The organism is Streptomyces sp. SCL15-4 (assembly GCF_033366695.1).
Lineage (GTDB): Bacteria > Actinomycetota > Actinomycetes > Streptomycetales > Streptomycetaceae > Streptomyces.
The window spans coordinates 1,081,383-1,101,609 of sequence record NZ_JAOBTQ010000001.1 but is presented as its reverse complement, the minus strand read 5'-3'; the positions used below and the strand labels follow the sequence as shown (position 1 = coordinate 1,101,609).

Here is a 20,227-nt window from a genome sequence, read left to right as displayed (position 1 = left end):
CCCGACGACCATGACGTCTTCGACCCCTTCTCCCTCCTCCGGCTCCTCCCGTCCCGCCCGGCGCGCCGGGTCCTCCCCGTCCGCCGGTGCCTCCGGTTCCTCCCGCCGGGACCGCGCCGAGGCGCTGCCCGAGGAGATGCGGGAGGCGCTGCGGCGGCGCCTGGCCGGCCGGGCCGCCGGCGGCGCCGCGCCCGCCGCCCGGCAAGGCATCCCGTGCGCCGACCGGGAGAGCCCGCTGCCGCTGTCGTTCGCGCAGCAACGCCTGTGGTTCCTGGACCGGCTGCGGCCCGGCGACGCCCGCTACAACAGCGCGGTCGCGGTCCGCTTCACCGGCGCGCTGGACCACGAGGCGCTGCGCGCGGCCCTCGCCGCCGTCGTGGCCCGGCACGACGCCCTGCGCACCACCTTCGAGGAGACCGACGGCCGGCCCGTGCAGCTGGTGGGTCCGGCGGGCCCGGTGCCGCTGCCGGTCCGGGACACGAGCGACCTGGACGCGGACCTGCTGGCGGAGTACTCCCGCCCCTTCGACCTGCGGCACGGCCCGCTGCTGCGCGCCCTGCTGCTGCGTGAGTCGCCGACCGCGCACGTCCTGCTCCTGACGGCCCATCACATCGTCACCGACGGCTGGTCGATGGGCGTGGTCCTGGACGAACTGTGCACCGCCTACGACGACCTGGCGCGCGGTGCCGCTCCCGGACTGCCCCCGGTGCCCACGCAGTACCCGGACTTCGCCGTATGGCAGCGCGCACAGCTGTCCGGCCCCCGCCTCGACCGCGAACTCGCGCACTGGAAGGCGCAGTTGACGGGAACGGTGGCGCCGGAGCTGCCCCTGGACCGGCCCCGGCGCGGTGAGGAGGCGGGCGAGGGCGCCGTCCACACCTTCACCGTCCCGGCCCCGCTGACCGCCCGCCTGCGCGACCTGGCAGCCGAGCGGCACAGCACCCTGCACACCGCCCTGGTCGCCGCCGTCCAGGCGCTGCTGGCCCGCTGGTCCGGGCAGGACGACATCGCCGTCGGCTCCCTCACCCCCGGCAGGCCCCGCACCGACCTCGAACGCACCGTCGGGTTCTTCGTGAACACCGTCGTGCTGCGCACCCAGGTGGACGCCTCCGATTCCTTCCGCGACCTGCTGACGAAGGCCGCCGGCACGGTGAGCGACGCCTTCGCCCACGGCGACACGCCGTTCGAGCGGATCGTGGAGGCGGTGGGCGCGCCCCGCGAGGCGGGCCGCAACCCGCTGTTCGACGTGATGGTGCTGCTGCACCCCGCCCCGCCCGCCGCCACCGCCCCGCGCGGGCTCGCCGCCACCCCGGTCACCGTGCCCCGGCGGGCGGCCACCTTCGACCTGAGCATCGAGTTCGTACCGGACGGCGCGGGCCTGACCGGTCTGCTGGAGTACCGCACCGACCTGTTCGACGCCGGCACCGCCGAGCGGCTGGCCGGACAGCTGCTGCGCCTGCTCCAGGGCGCGGCCGAGGCGCCGGACCGCCCGCTGGACAGCCTGCCGCTGCTCTCGCGGGAGGAGATGCGCCAGGTGCTGCACGACTGGAGCGCCGGCCCGCGGCAGCCCGTGCCCGACGCCACCCACCCGGAGATCTTCCAGCGCCGCGCGGCCCGCACGCCGGGCGCCCTCGCGCTCGTCGCGGGCGGCGAACGGCTGGACTACGCCACGCTCAACGCCCGCGCCAACCGGCTCGCGCACCACCTCATCGCGCTCGGCGCCGGCCCCGAACGGCTGGTCGCGCTGCGGCTGCCGCGCACCGCCGACATGATCACCGCGATCCTCGCCGTGTGGAAGGCCGGCGCCGGCTACCTGCCGCTGGACCCGGCCCTTCCCGAGGAGCGCGTCCGGTACCTGCTGGACGACGCCCGCCCGGCCCTGGTCCTGGACGAGGCCGCGCTCGGCGCCGTACCCGCGACCGCCCCGGACACCGACCCCACCGACGCCGACCGGCGCGCCCCGCTGGACGCGGAGCACACCGCGTACGTCATCCACACCTCCGGCTCCACCGGCCGCCCCAAGGGCGTCGCCGTGCCCCACCGCGCGGCGGCCCACCTGCTCGCCGCCCACCGGTCCGGCTTCGTCGCCGAGGCGGGCGGCGGTCCGCTGCGGGTCGCGCTCACCGCGTCCTTCTCCTTCGACACCTCACTCGAAGGCGTGCTGCTGCTGGCCGACGGCCACCCGCTGCACCTGGTCGACGAGGCCACCCGGATGGACCCGGCCGCGCTGGTCGAGTACGTGGTCGAGCACCGCATCGACTTCCTCGACCTCACCCCCTCCTACCTGCGGCAACTGCTGCCCGCCGGACTGCTCACCGACCCCCGGCACCACCCCCGCGTCCTCATGCTCGGCGGCGAGCCGGTCGGACCCGCGCTGTGGCGGGAGCTGGCCGCCCACCCGGACGTCACCGCGCACAACTTCTACGGCCCCACCGAGTGCACGGTCGACGCGCTGTCCTGCCGCATCGACGACCGCGACCGCCCGCTGGTGGGCCGCCCCCTGCCCGGGCTGCGTGCCTATGTGCTGGACGCCCGGCTCCAGCCGGTGCCGCCCGGCGTCGGCGGCGAGCTGTACCTCGCGGGCCCGCAGCTCGCCCGGGGCTACACCGGCCGGCCGGGCCTGACCGCGGCCCGCTTCCTCGCCGACCCGTTCGGCGCGCCGGGGGAGCGGATGTACCGCACCGGCGACCTGGCCCGCTGGACCGCCGACGGCCGCCTCGACTACCTCGGGCGCGCCGACGACCAGGTCAAGGTGCGCGGCCACCGCATCGAGCCCGGCGAGATCGAGGCCGCGCTGCTCGCGCTGGACGGCATCGCCGCCGCCGCGGTCGTCCCCGTACCCGACCCGCACGGCCACACCCGCCTGGCCGCCTACGTCGTCCCCGCGCCCGGCGCGTCCCGGCCCGTCCCCGCCGACCTGCGGGCGGCCCTGCGCCGGGTGCTGCCCGAGGCGCTGGTGCCGTCCTCCTTCACCCCGCTGGCCGCGCTGCCCCTGACCACCAGCGGCAAACTGGACCGCCGCGCCCTCCCCGCACCCGAGAACCCCGTCGAGGAAAGGCAGTTCACCGCCCCGCGCACCCCGGAGGAGGAGACCCTCGCCGGCATCTGGGCCGAGGTGCTCGGGGTGGACCGGGTGGGCGTCACCGACAACTTCTTCGAGCTGGGCGGCGACTCCATCCTCGGCATCCAGGCCGTCTCCCGGGCCCGCGCCGCCGGGCTCGGCATCGGCTCCCAGGACGTCTTCCGGCACCAGACGGTCGCCGACCTGGCCGCCGCCGCGACCCGCCGCACCACCGCCGTGCCCGCGCCCCGGCGCCCGCACGAGGACGGGCCCGCCCCGCTCACCCCCGTCCAGGAGTGGTTCTTCGCCACCCACGGGCCGCTGCGCCACTTCGCCATGTCGATGCTGCTCGACCTGCCGCACGACCTCGACACGGAGGCACTGGAACGGGCGCTGGAGGCCGTGGTGGCCCACCACCCCGCCCTGCGCACCCGCTTCACCCGCACCGGGGACACCTGGCGGCAGCGGCCCGGCACCGGCCCGGCCGGCGAACTGCTGACCCGCTGCGCCCCCGGCACCCCGCCCGCCGACGCGGCCGGCGCCGCCCGCGCCGCCCTGGACCCGGCCACCGGCACCCTGCTGCGCGCCGCCCTGCTCACCGGACCCGGCCGCCCGCGCCTCTTCCTGGCGGCGCACCACCTGGCCGTCGACAGCGTCTCCTGGCGGATCCTGCTCGCCGACCTGGAAACGGCCTACCGGCAGGCCGCGATAGGCAAGGAACCCCGGCTGGAGCCCGAACACACCCCGTTCACCGCCTGGGCGCGCGACCTCGCCGAGCGGGTCCGGGCCGGCGGCCTGGACGACGACCTGCCCTACTGGACGCGGGAGACCGCCGAGCCGCCCGCCCCGCTCCCCGTCGACCTGCCCGGCACCCCGCTCGCCGGATCCGTGCGCACGGTCCGCACCCGGGTGGACCGGGCCACCACCGAGGCCCTGCTGCGCAAGGTGCCCGGCGTCTACCGCACCCAGGTCAACGACGTGCTGCTGAGCGCGCTGGGCCGGGTGCTGGCCGACTGGACGGGCACCGACCGGGTGACCGTCGCCCTGGAGGGCCACGGCCGCGAGGAGGATCCGGCCGAGGGCACCGACCTGTCCCGCACGGTCGGCTGGTTCACCACCCAGTACCCCGTCACCCTCGTCCCGGCGGGCCCGGACGACTGGGGGACCACCCTGAAGGCCGCCAAGGAACGCCTGCGGGCCGTGCCCCGCCGGGGCCTCGGCTACCAGGCCCTCGGCCACCTCGGATCGCCCCTGCCCGCCGCGCGGGCGCTCGGCGGACTCCCGCTTCCCCAGGTGTGCTTCACCTACCACGGCCAGTGGGAGGCGCCCGCCGGAGGCGACTTCACGCCCGTCGCCGACGTACCCGGCACCGACATGGACCCCGGCGCGCCCCTGGACCACCTCCTGGACGTGTCCGCACTCGTCGCCGACGGCGAACTGGAGATCACCTGGCACTACAGCGACCAGGTGCACCGCGCCGGCACCGTACGGCGGCTGGCCGACGGCATGGTGACCGCGCTCGCCGCCATCGCCGAGCACTGCGCCCGGCCCGGCACGGGCGGCCGCACCCCCTCCGACTTCCCGCTGGCCCGCCTGGACCAGGCCGCAGTGGACCGCCTGGCCGGCGACGGCCGGGACGTGGAGGACCTGCTGCCGCTCACCCCGCTCCAGGAGGGCATGCTCTTCCACCGGCTGGTCGGCGGACCCGACGACGTGTACGTGGACCAGGCCGCCCTCCTGCTGGACGGCGTCACCGACCCCGACGCCCTCGCCCTGGCCTGGCAGCGGGTGACCGACCGCACCCCGGCCCTGCGCACCTCGGTGGTGTGGGAGGGCGTGCCGGTGCCGCTCCAGGTCGTCCACCGGCACGTCACCGTGCCCGTGGAGCAGGCGGACTGGCGGGAGTTCGACGCGCGGGAGCGGGCCGCCCGGCTGGAGCGGCTGCGCGCCGAGGACCTCGCGCGCGGCCTGGACCTCGGCACCGCCCCGCTGATGCGGCTCACCCTCGTCCGGCTGCCCGACGCCCGGCTGCACCTGCTGTGGACCTCCCACCATCTGATCCTGGACGGCTGGAGCCTCGCCCAGGTGCTCACCGACGTCTTCGAGGAGTACGCCGCGCTCACCACCGGCACCCCGCCCCGGCCCCCGGCGCGCCGCCCGTTCGGCGACTACGTGCGCTGGCTGGCCGGCCGGGACTCCTCGGCCGCGCGCGAGCACTGGCGGGCCGTCCTCGCCGGGTTCGCCACGCCCACCCCGCTGCCCGCCGACCGCGTCCGGCGCCCGGGCCACGAGACCCGCTCGGCCGGCGTGCACACGGCCGGGCTGTCCGAGGAGGTCTCCGCACGGCTGGCCCGCACCGCCCGGTCGGCCGGGCTCACCCTCGGCACCGTGGTGCAGGGCGCCTGGGCGCTGCTGCTGTCCCGCTACGGCGGTGAGCCGGACGTGCTGTTCGGCACCACCGTCTCCGGACGCCCCGACGACCTGCCCGGCGCCGAGTCGATGGTGGGCATGTTCATCAACACCCTGCCCACCCGGGTCCGCGTGGACGGCGACCGCACGGCCGCCGAGTGGCTCCGGCGGCTCCAGGAGGAGCAGGCCGAGGCCCGGCGGTTCGCCGACGTGTCCCTCGCCGAGCTGACCTCGCTGAGCGACGTGCCCGCCGGCAGCCCGCTCTTCGACAGCATGGTCGCCTTCGAGAACTATCCCTTCGACGAGGCGCGTTCGGCCACCACCGGCATCCGGCTGGCCGACGTCTCCTCCCGCGACGCCACCAACTACCCGCTGGTCCTGCGGGCTTACCAGGGCGAGCGGTTCGGCTTCGACCTCGCCTACGACCCCGAGCTGTTCGACGCCCCGACCGTACGCTCCCTGGCCGACCGGCTGTGCCTGCTGCTCACCGAGCTGGCCGACGACCCGGACCGGCCGCCGCACGCCCTCGCCTGGACGACCGCCGAGGAACGGCGCCGGCTGCTGACGGACTGGAACGGCACCGAGGAGGGCCGGCCCGCCGACACCCTGGACGCCCTGTTCGCCGCCCAGGCCGCCCGCACACCCGGCGCCGAGGCCGTCACCTGCGGCGGCGAACGGCTCGACTACGCCACCCTGGACGCGCGCGCCGGACGGCTCGCGCACCGGCTCGCCGAACTCGGCGCCGGACCGGAGACGTTCGTCGCCCTCGCCCTGCCCCGCTCCACCGACCTCGTCGTGGCCGTCCTCGCCGTCCTCAAGACCGGCGCCGCCTATCTGCCCGTCGACCCGGCCCTGCCCGCCGACCGCGTCCGGCACCTGCTGGACGACGCCCGGCCGGTGACGCTGGTGACCACCCGGCGGACCGCGGCCGCAACCGGCGTGCCCCGGCTGCTGCTGGACGACCCGGACGTACGCGCCGACCTGGCCCGCCGCCCGGCCGCCGGCCCGCCCCGCCGGGCCCTGCCCGAGAGCCCCGCCTACGCCATCTACACCTCCGGCTCCACCGGCCTGCCCAAGGGCGTCGTCGTCCCGCACGCCAACGTCGTCCGCCTGTTCGGCCGCACCCGGCCCTGGTTCGGCTTCGGCCCCGACGACGTGTGGACGCTGTTCCACTCCTACGCCTTCGACTTCTCGGTGTGGGAGCTGTGGGGCCCGCTGCTGCACGGCGGCCGGCTCGTGATCGTCCCCGAGGACACCGCCCGCTCCCCGGAGGACTTCCTGCGCCTGCTCGCCGACGAACGGGTCACCGTCCTCAACCAGACCCCCTCCGCCTTCTACCCGCTGATCCGCGCCGACGCCGAACTGCCCGAGGTGAGCGAACGGCTGGCGCTGCGGACGGTGGTGTTCGGCGGCGAGGCGCTGGACGTCGCCCGGCTCGCCGACTGGTACGCCCGCCACCCGGACACCGCGCCCCGCCTGGTGAACATGTACGGCATCACCGAGACCACCGTGCACGTCACCTACGCGCCGCTGGACGCCGCCGCGGCCCGCGCCGGCACCGCGAGCCCCATCGGCACCGGCATCCCCGACCTCAGGCTCTACGTCCTCGACGGTCGCCTCCAGCCGGTGCCGCCCGGCGCCGTCGGCGAACTGTTCGTCGCCGGCGAGGGCCTGGCCCGCGGCTATCTGAACCGCCCCGGTCTCACCGCGGCCCGCTTCCCCGCCGACCCGTTCGGACGCCCCGGCAGCCGCATGTACCGCACCGGCGACCGGGCCCGCTGGCGGGCCGACGGCACCCTGGAGTACCTGGGCCGCGCCGACCAGCAGGTGAAGATCCGCGGCTACCGCATCGAGCCCGGCGAGATCGAGGCCGCCCTGCACCGCCACCCGGGCGTGGGCGCGGCCACCGTCGGCGTGTACGAGGACGCCGCCGGCACCCGCCGGCTGGTCGCCCACGTCGTCGGCACCGGCACCGGCGACCGCGCCGTGCCGCCCCCGTCCGCCGCCGAACTCCGCGCCCACCTGGAGGGCCTGCTGCCCGCGCACATGGTGCCGGCCGCCTATGTGCCGATGGCCGCGCTGCCGCTCACCGTCAACGGCAAGCTCGACCGGCGCGCCCTGCCCGCGCCCGGCCCCGACGGCTTCGCCGCCGACGCCACCCGCACCCCGCCGCGCACCCGGGCCGAACGGCTGGTCGCCACCGCCTGGACGGACGTCCTGGACACCGACGAGGTCGGCGCCGACGACGACTTCTTCGCCCTCGGCGGCGACTCCATCCTCGCCGTCCGCGTCACCTCACGGCTGCGCGCAGCCTTCGGCACCGACGTCTCGCCCCGGCTGCTGTTCACCCACTCCACGCTGTCCGCCCTGGCCGCCGCGCTGGACGAACCCGGCGGCGGCGACACCGCCGGCACCATCCCGGCCGCCGACCCGGACACCCCGGCCCCCCTGTCGTACGCCCAGCAACGCCTGTGGTTCCTCGACCGGTTCGAGCCGGGCGGCACCGACTACACCACCCTGTCCGCGCTGCGGCTGCGCGGCCCGCTCGACACCGGCGCGCTGCGCACCGCGCTGGACGCGCTGGTCGCCCGGCACGAGGCGCTGCGCACCACGTTCGCCGAACACGACGGCCAGGCACGGCAGTTCGTGCACCCGGCCCGGCCCGTCGACCTCCCGGTGGACGACCTCGCGGACGACAGCGCCCTGGACGCCCTGCTGGAACGGGAAGCCGCAACCCCCTTCGACCTGGCCACCGGGCCGCTGCTGCGCGCCCGCCTGGCCCGGCTCGCCGACCGCGAGCACGTCCTCGTCCTGGCCGTCCACCACATCGTCACCGACGGCTGGTCCGGCGGTGTGCTGGCCCGGGACCTCGGCGAGCTGTACACCGCGGCCCTGGAGAACCGCCGCCCCGACCTGCCCGGCCTGCCCGTCCGCTACACCGACTACGCCGCCTGGCAGCGCGCCCGCACCGAACGCGCCGAGTCCGACCTCGCCTACTGGCGCGAGGCCCTGGCCGGCGTGACCCCGCTGGAGCCGCCCACCGACCGGCCGCGCCCCGCCGTCCGCACCCGGACCGGCGCCCTGCTGACCTTCACCCTGCCCGCCGCGCTCACCGAGCGGCTGCGCGAGCGCGGCCGGGAGGCCGACGCCACCCTCTACATGACCCTGGTGACGGCCTGCCAGGTCCTCCTCGCGCGCTGGGCGGGCCAGGAGGACGTCACCGTCGGCACCGTCACCGCCGGCCGCGAGCGGCCCGAACTGCACGACGTGGTCGGCATGTTCGTCAACACGCTGGTGCTGCGCGCCCGGGTCCGTCCCGAGCTTTCCTTCCGGGAGCTGCTGGCCGGGGTGCGCACCACCGTCCTGGAGGCGTTCGCCCACCAGGAGGTGCCCTTCGAACGCGTCGTGGACGCCGTCCAGCCCGAACGGGACACCAGCCGCACCCCTCTGTTCCAGGTCATGGTCGCCCTGCACAACCTCGACGCCGAGCCGCCCCGGCTGCCCGGCCTGGCGGTGGAGCCGGTCACCCCGCCGGTCCGCACCGCCGCCTTCGACCTCGCCTTCGACTTCGTGGAGAGCGACGGCGGCCTCACCGGCCATCTGGAGTACAACACCGGCCTGTTCGACACCGACACCGCCGAACGCCTCGCCGCCCGGCTGCGCGTCCTGCTGGAGGCCGCCGCCGAGGACCCCGGGCGGACGGTGGGCCGGCTGCCGCTGATGACCGGCGACGAACGGCGCCAGGTGCTCCGCGACGGCCAAGGCGCCCCGCTGCCCGCGCCGGACACCACCTTCCCCGCCCTCTTCCAGGCCCAGGCCGCCCGCACCCCCCACCACACCGCACTGGCCGCCCGCGACACCACCCTGGACTTCGCCGCGCTCAACCGGCGCGCCAACCGGCTCGCCCACCACCTCATCGCCCGGGGCGCCGGTCCCGAGGACGTGATCGCCGTACGGCTGCCGCGCACCACCGACCTGATGGTCGCCCTGCTCGCCGTCCTCAAGGCGGGCGCCACCCTGCTCTGCCTCGACCCCGCGCTGCCCGAGCGCAGGCAGGACTTCCTCCTCGCCGACGCCCGCCCGCACACCCTGCTGACCGGCCTCGGCGAGGTGCCCTGGGACCGGCTGCCCGACCACGACCCGACCGACGCCGACCGGATCAGGCCCCTGCTGCCCGGACACACCGCCTACCTCGTCTACACCTCCGGCTCCACCGGCCGTCCCAAGGGCGTCGCCGTCGAACACCGGCAGCTGGTCAACCTCTGCCACGACCACCGCGAGGGTCTGCTCGCCGCGCACACCGCGGACGGACACCGGCTGCGCGCCGCGCTCAGCGCCTCCTTCTCCTTCGACACCTCCTGGGAGGGCCCGCTGCTCCTCGCCCTCGGCCACGAGGTGCACCTCATCGACGAGGACGTCCGCCTGGACCCCGAGGCGTTCTGCGCCCAGGTCGCCGCGCACCGCCTGGACCTGGTCAACGTCACCCCGTCGTTCCTGCGCGAACTGACCGCCGCCGGACTGCTCGCCCCCGGCCGCCACCACCCGCGCCTGCTGCTCGTCGGCGGCGAGGCCGTCACCCCGGCCGGCTGGCGCGAACTCGTGCGCGCCGAACGGGAACTGGGCGTCGCCGTGTACAACATGTACGGGCCCACCGAGTGCACCGTCGACGCGGTGTACGGCCGCGCCGCCGACCGGCCCGACCGCCCCGTCATCGGCCGCCCCGGCGGAGGCCTGCGCGCCTACGTCCTCGACGGCGCCCTCGATCCGGTGCCGCCCGGCGTGCCCGGCGAGCTGTACCTCGCCGGGGCGCAGGTGGCCCGCGGCTATCTGAACCGGCCCGGCCTGACCGCCGCCCGCTTCCTCGCCGACCCCTTCGGCGCGCCGGGCGAGCGGATGTACCGCACCGGGGACCTGGCCCGCTGGGACCGGGACGGGCTGCTGGAGTTCCTGGGCCGCGCGGACGAACAGGTCAAGATCCGCGGGTTCCGCATCGAGCCCGGCGAGGTGGAAGCCGCCCTGCTGGACCACCCCGACGTCGCCGACGCCGCGGTGGCCGCCCGGGAACACGCCGGCCGGCTCATGCTCGTCGGCTATGTGGTGCCCGCCGCCGGCCGCGTACCGTCCGCCGACGCGCTGCGGCTCGCGCTGCGCGCCTGCCTGCCCGACCACATGGTGCCCGCCGCGTTCGTCCCGCTCGCCCGCATCCCGCGCACCACCAGCGGCAAGACCGACCGGCGCGCCCTGCCCGCCCCGCCCGAGCAGCCCGACAGCACCACCCCCTACGTCGCCCCCCGGCCCGGCACCGAGGAACGCCTGGCCGCGATCTGGGCCGAGGTGCTCGGCGTCGGACGCGTCGGCGCCCGCGACAACTTCTTCGCCCTCGGCGGCGACTCCATCCTGAGCATCCAGATCGTCTCCCGCGCCCGGCAGGCCGGACTCGCCCTCACCACCAAGGACGTCTTCCGGCACCAGACCGTCGCCGAACTCGCCCTGCGCGCCAAGGAATCGGCGCCCCACCGGGCCGCCGCCGAGGAGCCCGGCGAGGCGCCGCTCACCCCGATCCAGCACTGGTACCTGGACGGCCGCGATCCCGCTCGGCCGCTGCGGTTCACCATGACCCAGCGCCTGCAACTCGCCGCCGGCACCGGCACCCCGGCGCTGGAACAGGCCGTCCACGCGGTCGTCCGCCGGCACGCCGCGCTGCGCACCCGGTTCCGCCGCACTCCCGACGGCTGGCGCCAGGAGGCGCTGCCCGAGGCCCCGGACGGCGTGTTCAGCCGGCACGACGTGGCCGCGCTCGACGACCCGGCGCTGGAGAGCGAGGCCCAGCGGCTGACGGAGGAGGCGCAGGCCGGCCTCGATCCCACGGCCGGGCGGGTCCTGCGCGTCCTGTTCCTCGACCGAGGCCCGGAGCGGCCCGGCCAACTCGTCGTCACCGTCCATCACCTGGTGATCGACGGAGTGTCCTGGCGCATCCTGCTCGCGGACCTGGAGGACGCCCACCGGGCGACGGCGGCCGGCCGGCCCGCCGACCTGCCCGCCACCGGCACCTCCTACGGCCACTGGGCCGCCCGCCTTCAGCGGCACACCCGCTCCGGCGCCCTGGACGCCGACCTGCCGTACTGGACCCGCACCGGCACGGCCCCCGCCGGGCTGCCCGCCGGACGCCCCGGCCCCAACACCCACGGCACCGCCGCCACCCTCACCGTCACCCTGGACCCGGCCGCCACCGACGCCCTGCTGCGCCGGGTCCCGGAGACCTACCGCACCCAGGTCAACGACGTCCTGCTCAGCGCCCTCGGCCGCACCCTGGCCCGCTGGTGCGGACGCGACACCGTCCTGCTGGGCGTGGAGGGCCACGGCCGCGAGGAGCTGTTCGAGGACGTGGACCTGTCGCGTACCGTCGGCTGGTTCACCGCCGAGTACCCGCTCGCGCTGCGCGTCGCGCCGGACGCCGGCTGGCACGACACCCTCCGCTCGGTCAAGGAACAGCTGCGCGCGGTCCCGCTGCACGGCCTGAGCCACGGCGCCCTGCGCCACCTGGTGCCCGGCAGCCCCCTCGCCGGCGCCCCGGCACCGCAGGTCGGCTTCAACTACCACGGCCGGTGGGACGCCGACGGCGCCGACGGCCTGATCCGCGGCGCGCTGCCCCCGGCCGGCCGCGACACCGACCCGGACGAACCCCGCCCCTACCTGCTGGACATCACCGGCGTGGTGCAGCACGGCCGCCTCGAACTCGGCTGGACCTACCCGGCGGCCGTCTACGACGAGGCCACCGTCCGCCGGCTCGCCGAGGACACCCTCGCCGCCCTGCGCGAGATCGTGACGCACTGCGCGGACCCCGGGACCGGCGGCCGTACGCCCTCCGACTTCCCGCTCGCCGGCCTCGGCCAGGAACAGCTGGACCGGCTCGTCGGCACCGGCAGGCACATCGAGGACGTGCTGCCGCTCACCCCGCTCCAGTCCGGCATGCTCTTCCACGGCCTCGTCGACACCGAACACGCCTACTTCGACCGTACGGCCGTACGGCTGTCCGGGGTGGCCGACCCGCACGCCTTCGCCACCGCCTGGCAGCAGGTCGCCGACCGCACCCCGGCGCTGCGCACCAGCGTCCACTGGCACGGCCTGCCCCGTCCCGTCCAGCTCGTCCACCGCCACGCCGAACTGCCCGTCACCCACCTCGACTGGCGCGCTCTCACGCCCGCCGAACGCGCCGAGCACACCGAGCGGCTGCTCGCCGAGGACCGCGCGGCCGGCCTGGACCTCACCACCGCGCCGCTCACCCGGCTCACCCTGGCCGCCCTGCCCGGCGACGAGGTGCTGCTGCTGTGGTCCACCCACCACATCGTCCTCGACGGCTGGAGCACCGGGCAGCTGCTCACCGAGGTCTGCGCACGCTACGCGGCCCTCACCGGCGGCCCCGGCGAGGCACCCCCCGTGCGGCGGCCCTTCGCGGACTTCCTGCACTGGCTCGGCGCGCAGGACGAGACGGCCGCCGAACGGCACTGGGCCGACGCGCTCGCCGGGTTCACCGCCCGCACCCCGCTGCCGTACGACCGCACGCCCGCCGAGGCCCACCGCGCCCGCTCCGCCGCGGCCGTCCACCACGAGCTGGACGCCGGGGTCTCCCGGCGGCTGCGGGAGAGCGCCGCCCGCGCCGGACTCACCGTCAACACCGTGGTGGAGGGCGCCTGGGCGCTGCTGCTGGCCCGCTCCGGCGGCCGGGACGACGTGGTGTTCGGCACCACCGTCTCCGGCCGCCCGGCCGAACTGCCCGGCGTCGAAGGCATGATCGGCATGTTCGTCAACACCGTGCCGACCCGGGTACGGATTCCCGCGGGGCCGGTGCTGCCGTGGCTGCGCGACCTCCAGGAACGGCAGAGCGACGCCCGTCGCTTCGACTTCCTCGCCCTGTCCCGCATCCAGGCCCTCGGCGAAGTACCGCCCGGCGAGCCGCTGTTCGACAGCATGGTGGTGTTCGAGAACTACCCCGTGGACGAGTCGGCGACCGCCCGCACCGGCGTCCGCGTCGAGGAGGTGCGCGCCGACGACGCCACCACCTTCGCCTGGTGCCTGCGCGCCCACCTCGACGAACGGCTCGGCTTCGACCTCGCCTACGACCCCGCGCTGTTCGACGCCGGCACCGCCGAGCGCGCCGCCGGCCGGCTGGCCGCGCTGCTCGCCGCCCTCGCCGACGGCTTCGACACCGACCTGGCCGACCTGGACCTGCTCACCCCGGCCGACCGCGAGCTGCTGGCCGCCTGGAACACCACCGCCCGCCCGGCCGTCCCGCGCAGCCCCGTGGACCTGTTCGCCGAACAGGTCCGCCGCACCCCGGACGCGATCGCCGTCCAGGACGGCGACCGCGAGCTGACCTACCGCGAACTGCACGAGTGGGCGCGGGCGCTGGCCGGCCGGCTGCTCGCCGGCGGGCTGGCGCCCGAGGACCGGGTGGCCCTGCTGCCGGACCGCTCCGCAGAACTCGTCGTCGCCCAGCTCGCCGTGCTCCTCGCCGGCGGCGCCTACGTCCCCGTCGACTCCCGCGCCCCCGAAGAGCGCCGCCGCACGCTGCTCACCCAGGCGGGCGCGGCCATCCGTCTCACGGCGGCCGACGTGACCGCGGCCCGCCCCGGCGCCACGGCGGACCGGACACCGCCCGCCGGCACCACCCGGCCGGCGGCACCGGGCACCCTCGCGGAGGGAGCACGGGAGACCGGTCCCGACCGGCCCGCGCGCGGACTGGACGCGCAGGCGTCAGACCGGTCCGCTGACGGCGCGGACGCGGAGGCAGCTGATCGGTCCGTGCGCGGAGCCGGAGGGCCGGGGTCCGCGTCCGACCGGTCCGCGCACGGCGGTGGGACGCGGCCGCTGCCCGCTCCCGACCCCGACCGGCTGGCGTATGTGATGTTCACCTCCGGCTCCACCGGACTGCCCAAGGCCGTCGCGGTGCGGCACCGGGACGTGGCGGCGCTGGCCACCGACAGCCGGTTCGGCGGCGGGGTGTGCGAGCGGGTGCTGCTGCACTCGCCGGTGGCGTTCGACGCGGCCACCTTCGAGGTGTGGGCGCCGCTCCTCAACGGCGGCCGCGTGGTCGTCGCGCCCGGCGGCACCGTGGACGCGGCCCTGCTGCGCCGGCTCGCCGCCGACGGCGCGCCGACCGCGCTGTGGCTGACCGCCGGACTGTTCCGGCTGCTCGCCCAGGACGCCCCCGACTGCTTCCGGGGTATCCGGCAGGTGTGGACCGGCGGCGACGTCGTGCCCGCCCCGGCCGTGCGCCGGGTGCTGGCCGCCTGCCCCGGGCTGACCGTCGTGGACGGCTACGGTCCCACCGAGACCACCACCTTCGCGACCTCCTTCGCCCTCACCGAGCCGGCGGCCGTGCCCGCCACCGTGCCCATCGGCCGGCCGCTGGACGACATGCGGGCGCACATCCTGGACGCCCGGCTGCGCCCCGTACCGCCGGGCTGCCCGGGCGAGCTGTACCTGGCCGGCGAGGGCGTCGCGCGCGGCTATCTGGGCCGGCCCGGCGAGAGCGCCGCCCGCTTCCTCGCCGATCCGCTCGGCCCGCCCGGCGCCCGCATGTACCGCACCGGCGACCTGGCCCGGCGGCGCCCGGACGGCACCGTGGAGTTCCTGGGCCGGGCCGACGACCAGGTCAAGATCCGCGGCTTCCGGGTGGAACCCGGCGAGGTCGAGGCCGCGCTCGCCGCCCACCCGGGCGTGACGGACGTCGCCGTCCTGGCCCGCGAGGACCGGCCGGGCGCCAAACGGCTCGTGGCCTACGTCGTCGGCGAGGCCGGCCGGGACACCGAGGACCTGCGGGCCTTCGCCGCCCGCACCCTGCCCGACTACCTCGTGCCCGCCGCCGTCGTCCCGCTCGCCGCCCTGCCGCTCAGCCGCAACGGCAAGGTCGACCGATCCGCCCTGCCCGCGCCGGAGGCCCTGCCGGCGCGCGCCCGGACCGCGCCCCGCACCGAGGCCGAGCGCCGCACGGCGGCCGTCTTCGCGGAGGTGCTGGGCAGCGAACCGCCCGGCGTGGAGGACGACTTCTTCCAGCTCGGCGGCGACTCGATCCTCAGCATCCGGCTCGCCTCCCGGCTCGCCGAGGTCTTCGACACCGACGTCACCCCGCGCGCGGTGTTCACCCACTCCACCCCGGCCGCCCTGGCCCGCCTGCTCGGCACCCGGAGCGGCACCGGCCGCCCGGCGCTCGTCCCGGTCGCCCGCGACGCCGTGGCGCCGATGTCCCTGGCCCAGCAACGCCTGTGGTTCCTCCAGGAGTTCGAACCCGGCGGCGCCGAGTACACGACCGCGCTCGCCCTCAGGCTGCGCGGCACCCTGGACACCGCCGCGCTCCGCGCGGCCCTCGCCGCCGTGGTGGCCCGGCACGAGTCCCTGCGCACCACCTTCGACAGCGTCGACGGACACGGCGTGCAGATCGTCCACCCGGCCCAGGACGTGCCGCTGCCCGTCCGCGACCTGTCCCAAACCGCCGCGCAGTCAAGGGAGTCGGAGCTGCGCAAGCTGCTCGCGGAGGACCGCTCCCGCCCCTTCGACCTGCGCGAGGGCCCGCTGCTGCGGGCCGGCCTGGTCCGGCTCGCCGAGCAGGACCACGTCCTCTCCCTCGCCCTGCACCACATCGTCACCGACGGCTGGTCCACGGCCGTCCTGCTCGGCGACCTCGCCCACTACTACCGCGCCGAAACCGGCCTCACCGAGCCCGGGCTGCCGCCGCTGCCGGTGCGGTACGCCGACTACGCGCACTGGCAGCGCACCGCCGGGGCCGCCGCCGCCGACGAGCACCTCGCCTACTGGAAGGAGCAACTGGCCGGCACCACGCCGCTGGAGCTGCCCACCGACCGGCCCCGGCCGCCGGTGCGCACCAGCGCCGGCGCGAGCGCCCGGCTGACGCTGCCCGCACCGGCCGTCCGGCGGCTCACCCGGCTCGCCCGGGACCACGGCACCACCCTGTTCACCACGCTCGTCGCCGCCGCCCAGACCTACCTGGCCCGGCTCTCGGGCGCCGAGGACATCGCCGTGGGCACCGTCACCTCCGGGCGCGACCGGCCCGAGACGCAGGGCCTGGTCGGGTTCTTCGTCAACACCCTGGTGCTGCGCTCCCGGCCGGAGGCCGCACGGCCGTTCAGCGCGTTCCTCACCGACGTACGGCGGACCGTCCTCGACGCGTTCGCCCACCAGGACGTGCCCTTCGAACGGGTCGTGGACGCCGTCCAGCCCGAGCGGGACACCAGCCGCAGCCCCCTCTTCCAGGTCATGGTCGTCCTGCAGAACACCCCGGCCGCCGGTCTCGACCTGCCCGGCCTGGACGTCACCGATGTCGAACCGGAGTCGGAACAGGCCGCGTTCGACCTCACCCTGGAGTTCGCCGAGACCGGCACCGGCGCCCTGCACGGCCTGCTCACCTACAACACCGACCTGTTCGACGCGGCCACCGCCGAACGGATGGCCGCACAGCTCGGCACCCTGCTGCGCGCCGTCGCCGAGGACCCCGATCGCCCGCTCGGCGCCCTGCCACTGGCCTCCGACGACGAGCTGATGGCCCTGTCGGCCCAGGGCCGCGGCACCTTCGGCCCGGTGCCCGAGTCCACCCTGCCCGCCCTGTTCGAACGACAGGCGGCCCGTACCCCGGACGCCGTGGCGCTGATCGACGGCGACCGGGAACTGACCTACGCGGAAGTCGACCGGACGGCCAACCGGCTGGCCCACCGGCTTCTGCGCGACGGCGTCGGACCGGAGCGCGTGGTGGCCCTGGCGCTGCCCCGTTCGGCGTCGGCCGTGGTGGCCCAGCTCGCCGTCGCCAAGGCCGGCGGCGCCTTCCTGCCCGTGGACCCCGACTACCCGCCGCAGCGAAGGGAGTTCATGATCCGCGACGCGGGCGCCCACCTGGTCCTCGGCGACCCCGCCGAGGTGTGGAACGCCGACGGACCGGACACCGCGCCCACGGACGCCGACCGCACCACCGCGCTCACCCCCGCCCACCCCGCCTACGTCATCTACACCTCCGGCTCCACCGGCACCCCCAAGGGCGTCGTGGTCACCCACCGGGGCCTCGCCGCCTTCGCCGCGGCCGCCGCCGAGCGGTACGCGGCCGGACCCGGCGACCGCGTCCTGCAGTTCGCCTCCCCGAGCTTCGACGCCTCCGTGCTGGAACTGTGCGTCTCCCTGCTCGGCGGGGCCGCGCTGGTCACCGGCGAGGAAGGACCGCTGGTCGGGGAACGCCTCGCCGAGGTGCTCGCGGAACGGGAGATCAGCCACACCCTGATCCCGCCGGCCGCGCTGGCCACCGTGCCGCCCGAGACCGCCGCCGCCCTGCCCCGGCTGCGCACCCTCATCGTGGGCGCCGAGGCCTGCCCGGCCGACCTGGTCGACACCTGGGCCCCCGGCCGCCGGATGATCAACTCCTACGGTCCCACCGAGGCCACCGTGGTCGCCAGCTGGACCGGCCCGCTGACCCCGGGCACCGGCACCCCGTCCATCGGCCGTCCCGCCGGCGCCACCCGCGTCCAGGTGCTCGACGCCGCCCTGCGCCCCGTACCGCCCGGCGTCACCGGCGAGCTGTACGTCAGCGGACCCGGCCTGGCCCGCGGCTACCTGGGCCGGCCGGGACTGACCGCCCAGCGGTTCCTGCCCGACCCGTCCGGGGCGCCGGGAGAGCGGATGTACCGCACCGGGGACCTGGTCCGGTGGACCGCCGACGGCCGGCTCCGGTTCGCCGGACGCGCCGACGACCAGGTCAAGCTGCGCGGCTACCGCATCGAACCCGGCGAGATCGAGAGCGCGCTGCGCCGCAGCCCCCTGGTACGGGACGCCGTCGTCGTCGTCCGCGCGGAACCGGCCGGCGCGCCGGCCCGGCTCGTCGCCTACGTCGTCCCCGCGCAGCCGTCCGGCACCGCCGCCCTGCCCGTCGGCGAACTGCGGCTGCACCTGGCCGGACTGCTGCCCCCGCACATGGTGCCGTCCGTCTTCGTGCCGCTCGAACGACTGCCGCTCACCCCGAACGGCAAGACCGACCGCCGGGCCCTGCCCGCGCCCGGCCCGGCCCAGGCGGCGGACGGACCGCGGACCGCGCCGCGCACCGACACCGAACGCCGCATCGCCCGGATCTGGGCCGATGTGCTGGGCATCGAGGAGGTCGGCGCCGACGACAACTTCTTCGCGCTCGGCGGCGACTCCATCCTGAGCATGCAGGTGGTCTCCCGGCTGCGCCGCGACGGCCTGCACGTGGCCACCCGGGACCTGTTCACCCACCAGACCGTCGCCGACCTCGCCACCGTCGTCCGCGCCGCGCCCGGGCGGTCCGCCACCGGCCCGGTCACCGGGGAAGTGCCGCTCACCCCGATCCAGGAGTGGTTCCTCACCACACCGCGCGCCGCCCACCACCACTTCAACCAGTCGGCCCTGCTGGAACTCGCCGCCACCCCGGACCCGCGGGCCCTGCGCGCCGCCCTCGACGCCCTGCTGGAGCACCACGACGCCCTGCGCATGACGTTCACTCAGGAGACGGACGGCTGGCGGCAGTTCAACCCGCCGCCCGCCACCGGCCAGGACATCCTGATCCGGCACGACCTGAGCGGCCTGGCCGCCGACGACGCCGACGCGGCCATGGCCAAGGCCGCCGACGAACTCCACGCGAGCTTCGACCTGGCCCGCGGCCCGCAGCTGCGCGCGGCCCTGTTCACCGGGGAGGCGGACCGGCCCGCGTTCCTCCTCCTCGTGGCCCACCACCTGGTCGTGGACGCCGTCTCCTGGCGCGTCCTGCGCGACGACCTGGAGACCGCCTACCGGCAGGCCCTCCAGGGCGGCCCGGTCGAGCTGGGGGAGCGCGGCACCAGCTTCCGGGAGTGGTCCCGGCGGCTCGCCGCGCACGTCGCCGAAGGCGGCCTCGACCACGAACTGCCTTACTGGGAACAGGCCGTGGACACCGAGGAGCCCCCGGCCCCGGACGCCGGCGCCGGACCGGCCGGCACGGTGGACGTCGAACTCGACGAGGAGGACACCGCCGCCCTGCTGCGCTCGGCGCCCACCGCCTACCGCACCCGGGTGAACGACGTGCTGCTCGCCGCCCTCGCCCTGGCGCTGGCCCGCTGGACCGGGCACGACCGGGTCCGCCTGGACCTGGAGGGCCACGGCCGCGAGGACCTCCTCGACGGCGTCGACCTGACCCGGACCGTCGGCTGGTTCACCACTGTCCACCCCGTCGCCCTCCAGGTGCCCGACCCCGGCGACCTCGGCCCGGACCGGGACTGGCGGTCGCTGGTGAAATCGGTGCGCCGCCAGCTGCGCGCCGTACCCGGCAACGGCATCGGCTTCGGCGCGCTGCGCACCTTCGGCCCGCCCGAGGTCCGCGAACGCCTCGGCGGCACCGCGCACAGCCAGGTGGTGTTCAACTACCTCGGCCAGTGGGACGCCCGCCCCGACACCGCGGACGGCGGCCTGGTCCGCGCCGAGCACGGCTCCTTCGGGCAGGACCACGACCCGCGGGATGCCGGCTCGCACCCGGTGGAGGTGGTCGGCGCCGTCCAGAACGGCCGGCTCGCCTTCACCTGGCACCACCGGACCGGCGCCCACGACACCGAGACCGTGCGCCGGGTGGCCGAGGAGTTCGCCGCCGCCCTGCGCCACCTCGCCCGGCACGCCAGGGGAGGCCGGTGACGATCCTCCGCCCCCGCGCGGCCCCGCGCCGGCGGCCCGCCCGGCCCGGCCCCCGCTCCCCGCCGGCACCCCGCCGGCCACCGC

Annotated in this window: 1 protein-coding gene; it reads left to right on the top strand. The window is 76.6% G+C overall.

The genetic code is table 11. From position 1 onward, the window contains the following. Nucleotides 1-10: 10 nt before the first annotated feature. Nucleotides 11-20,143, top strand: coding sequence for a non-ribosomal peptide synthase/polyketide synthase (locus SCK26_RS04515; RefSeq protein WP_318199945.1), 20,133 nt, complete (start codon nucleotides 11-13; stop codon nucleotides 20,141-20,143). Nucleotides 20,144-20,227: the final 84 nt, after the last annotated feature.

Bases quoted from the DNA above. Each gene is read 5' to 3' on its own strand.
- SCK26_RS04515 (WP_318199945.1), top strand. From the start codon at position 11: ATGACGTCTTCGACCCCTTCTCCCTCCTCCGGCTCCTCCCGTCCCGCC.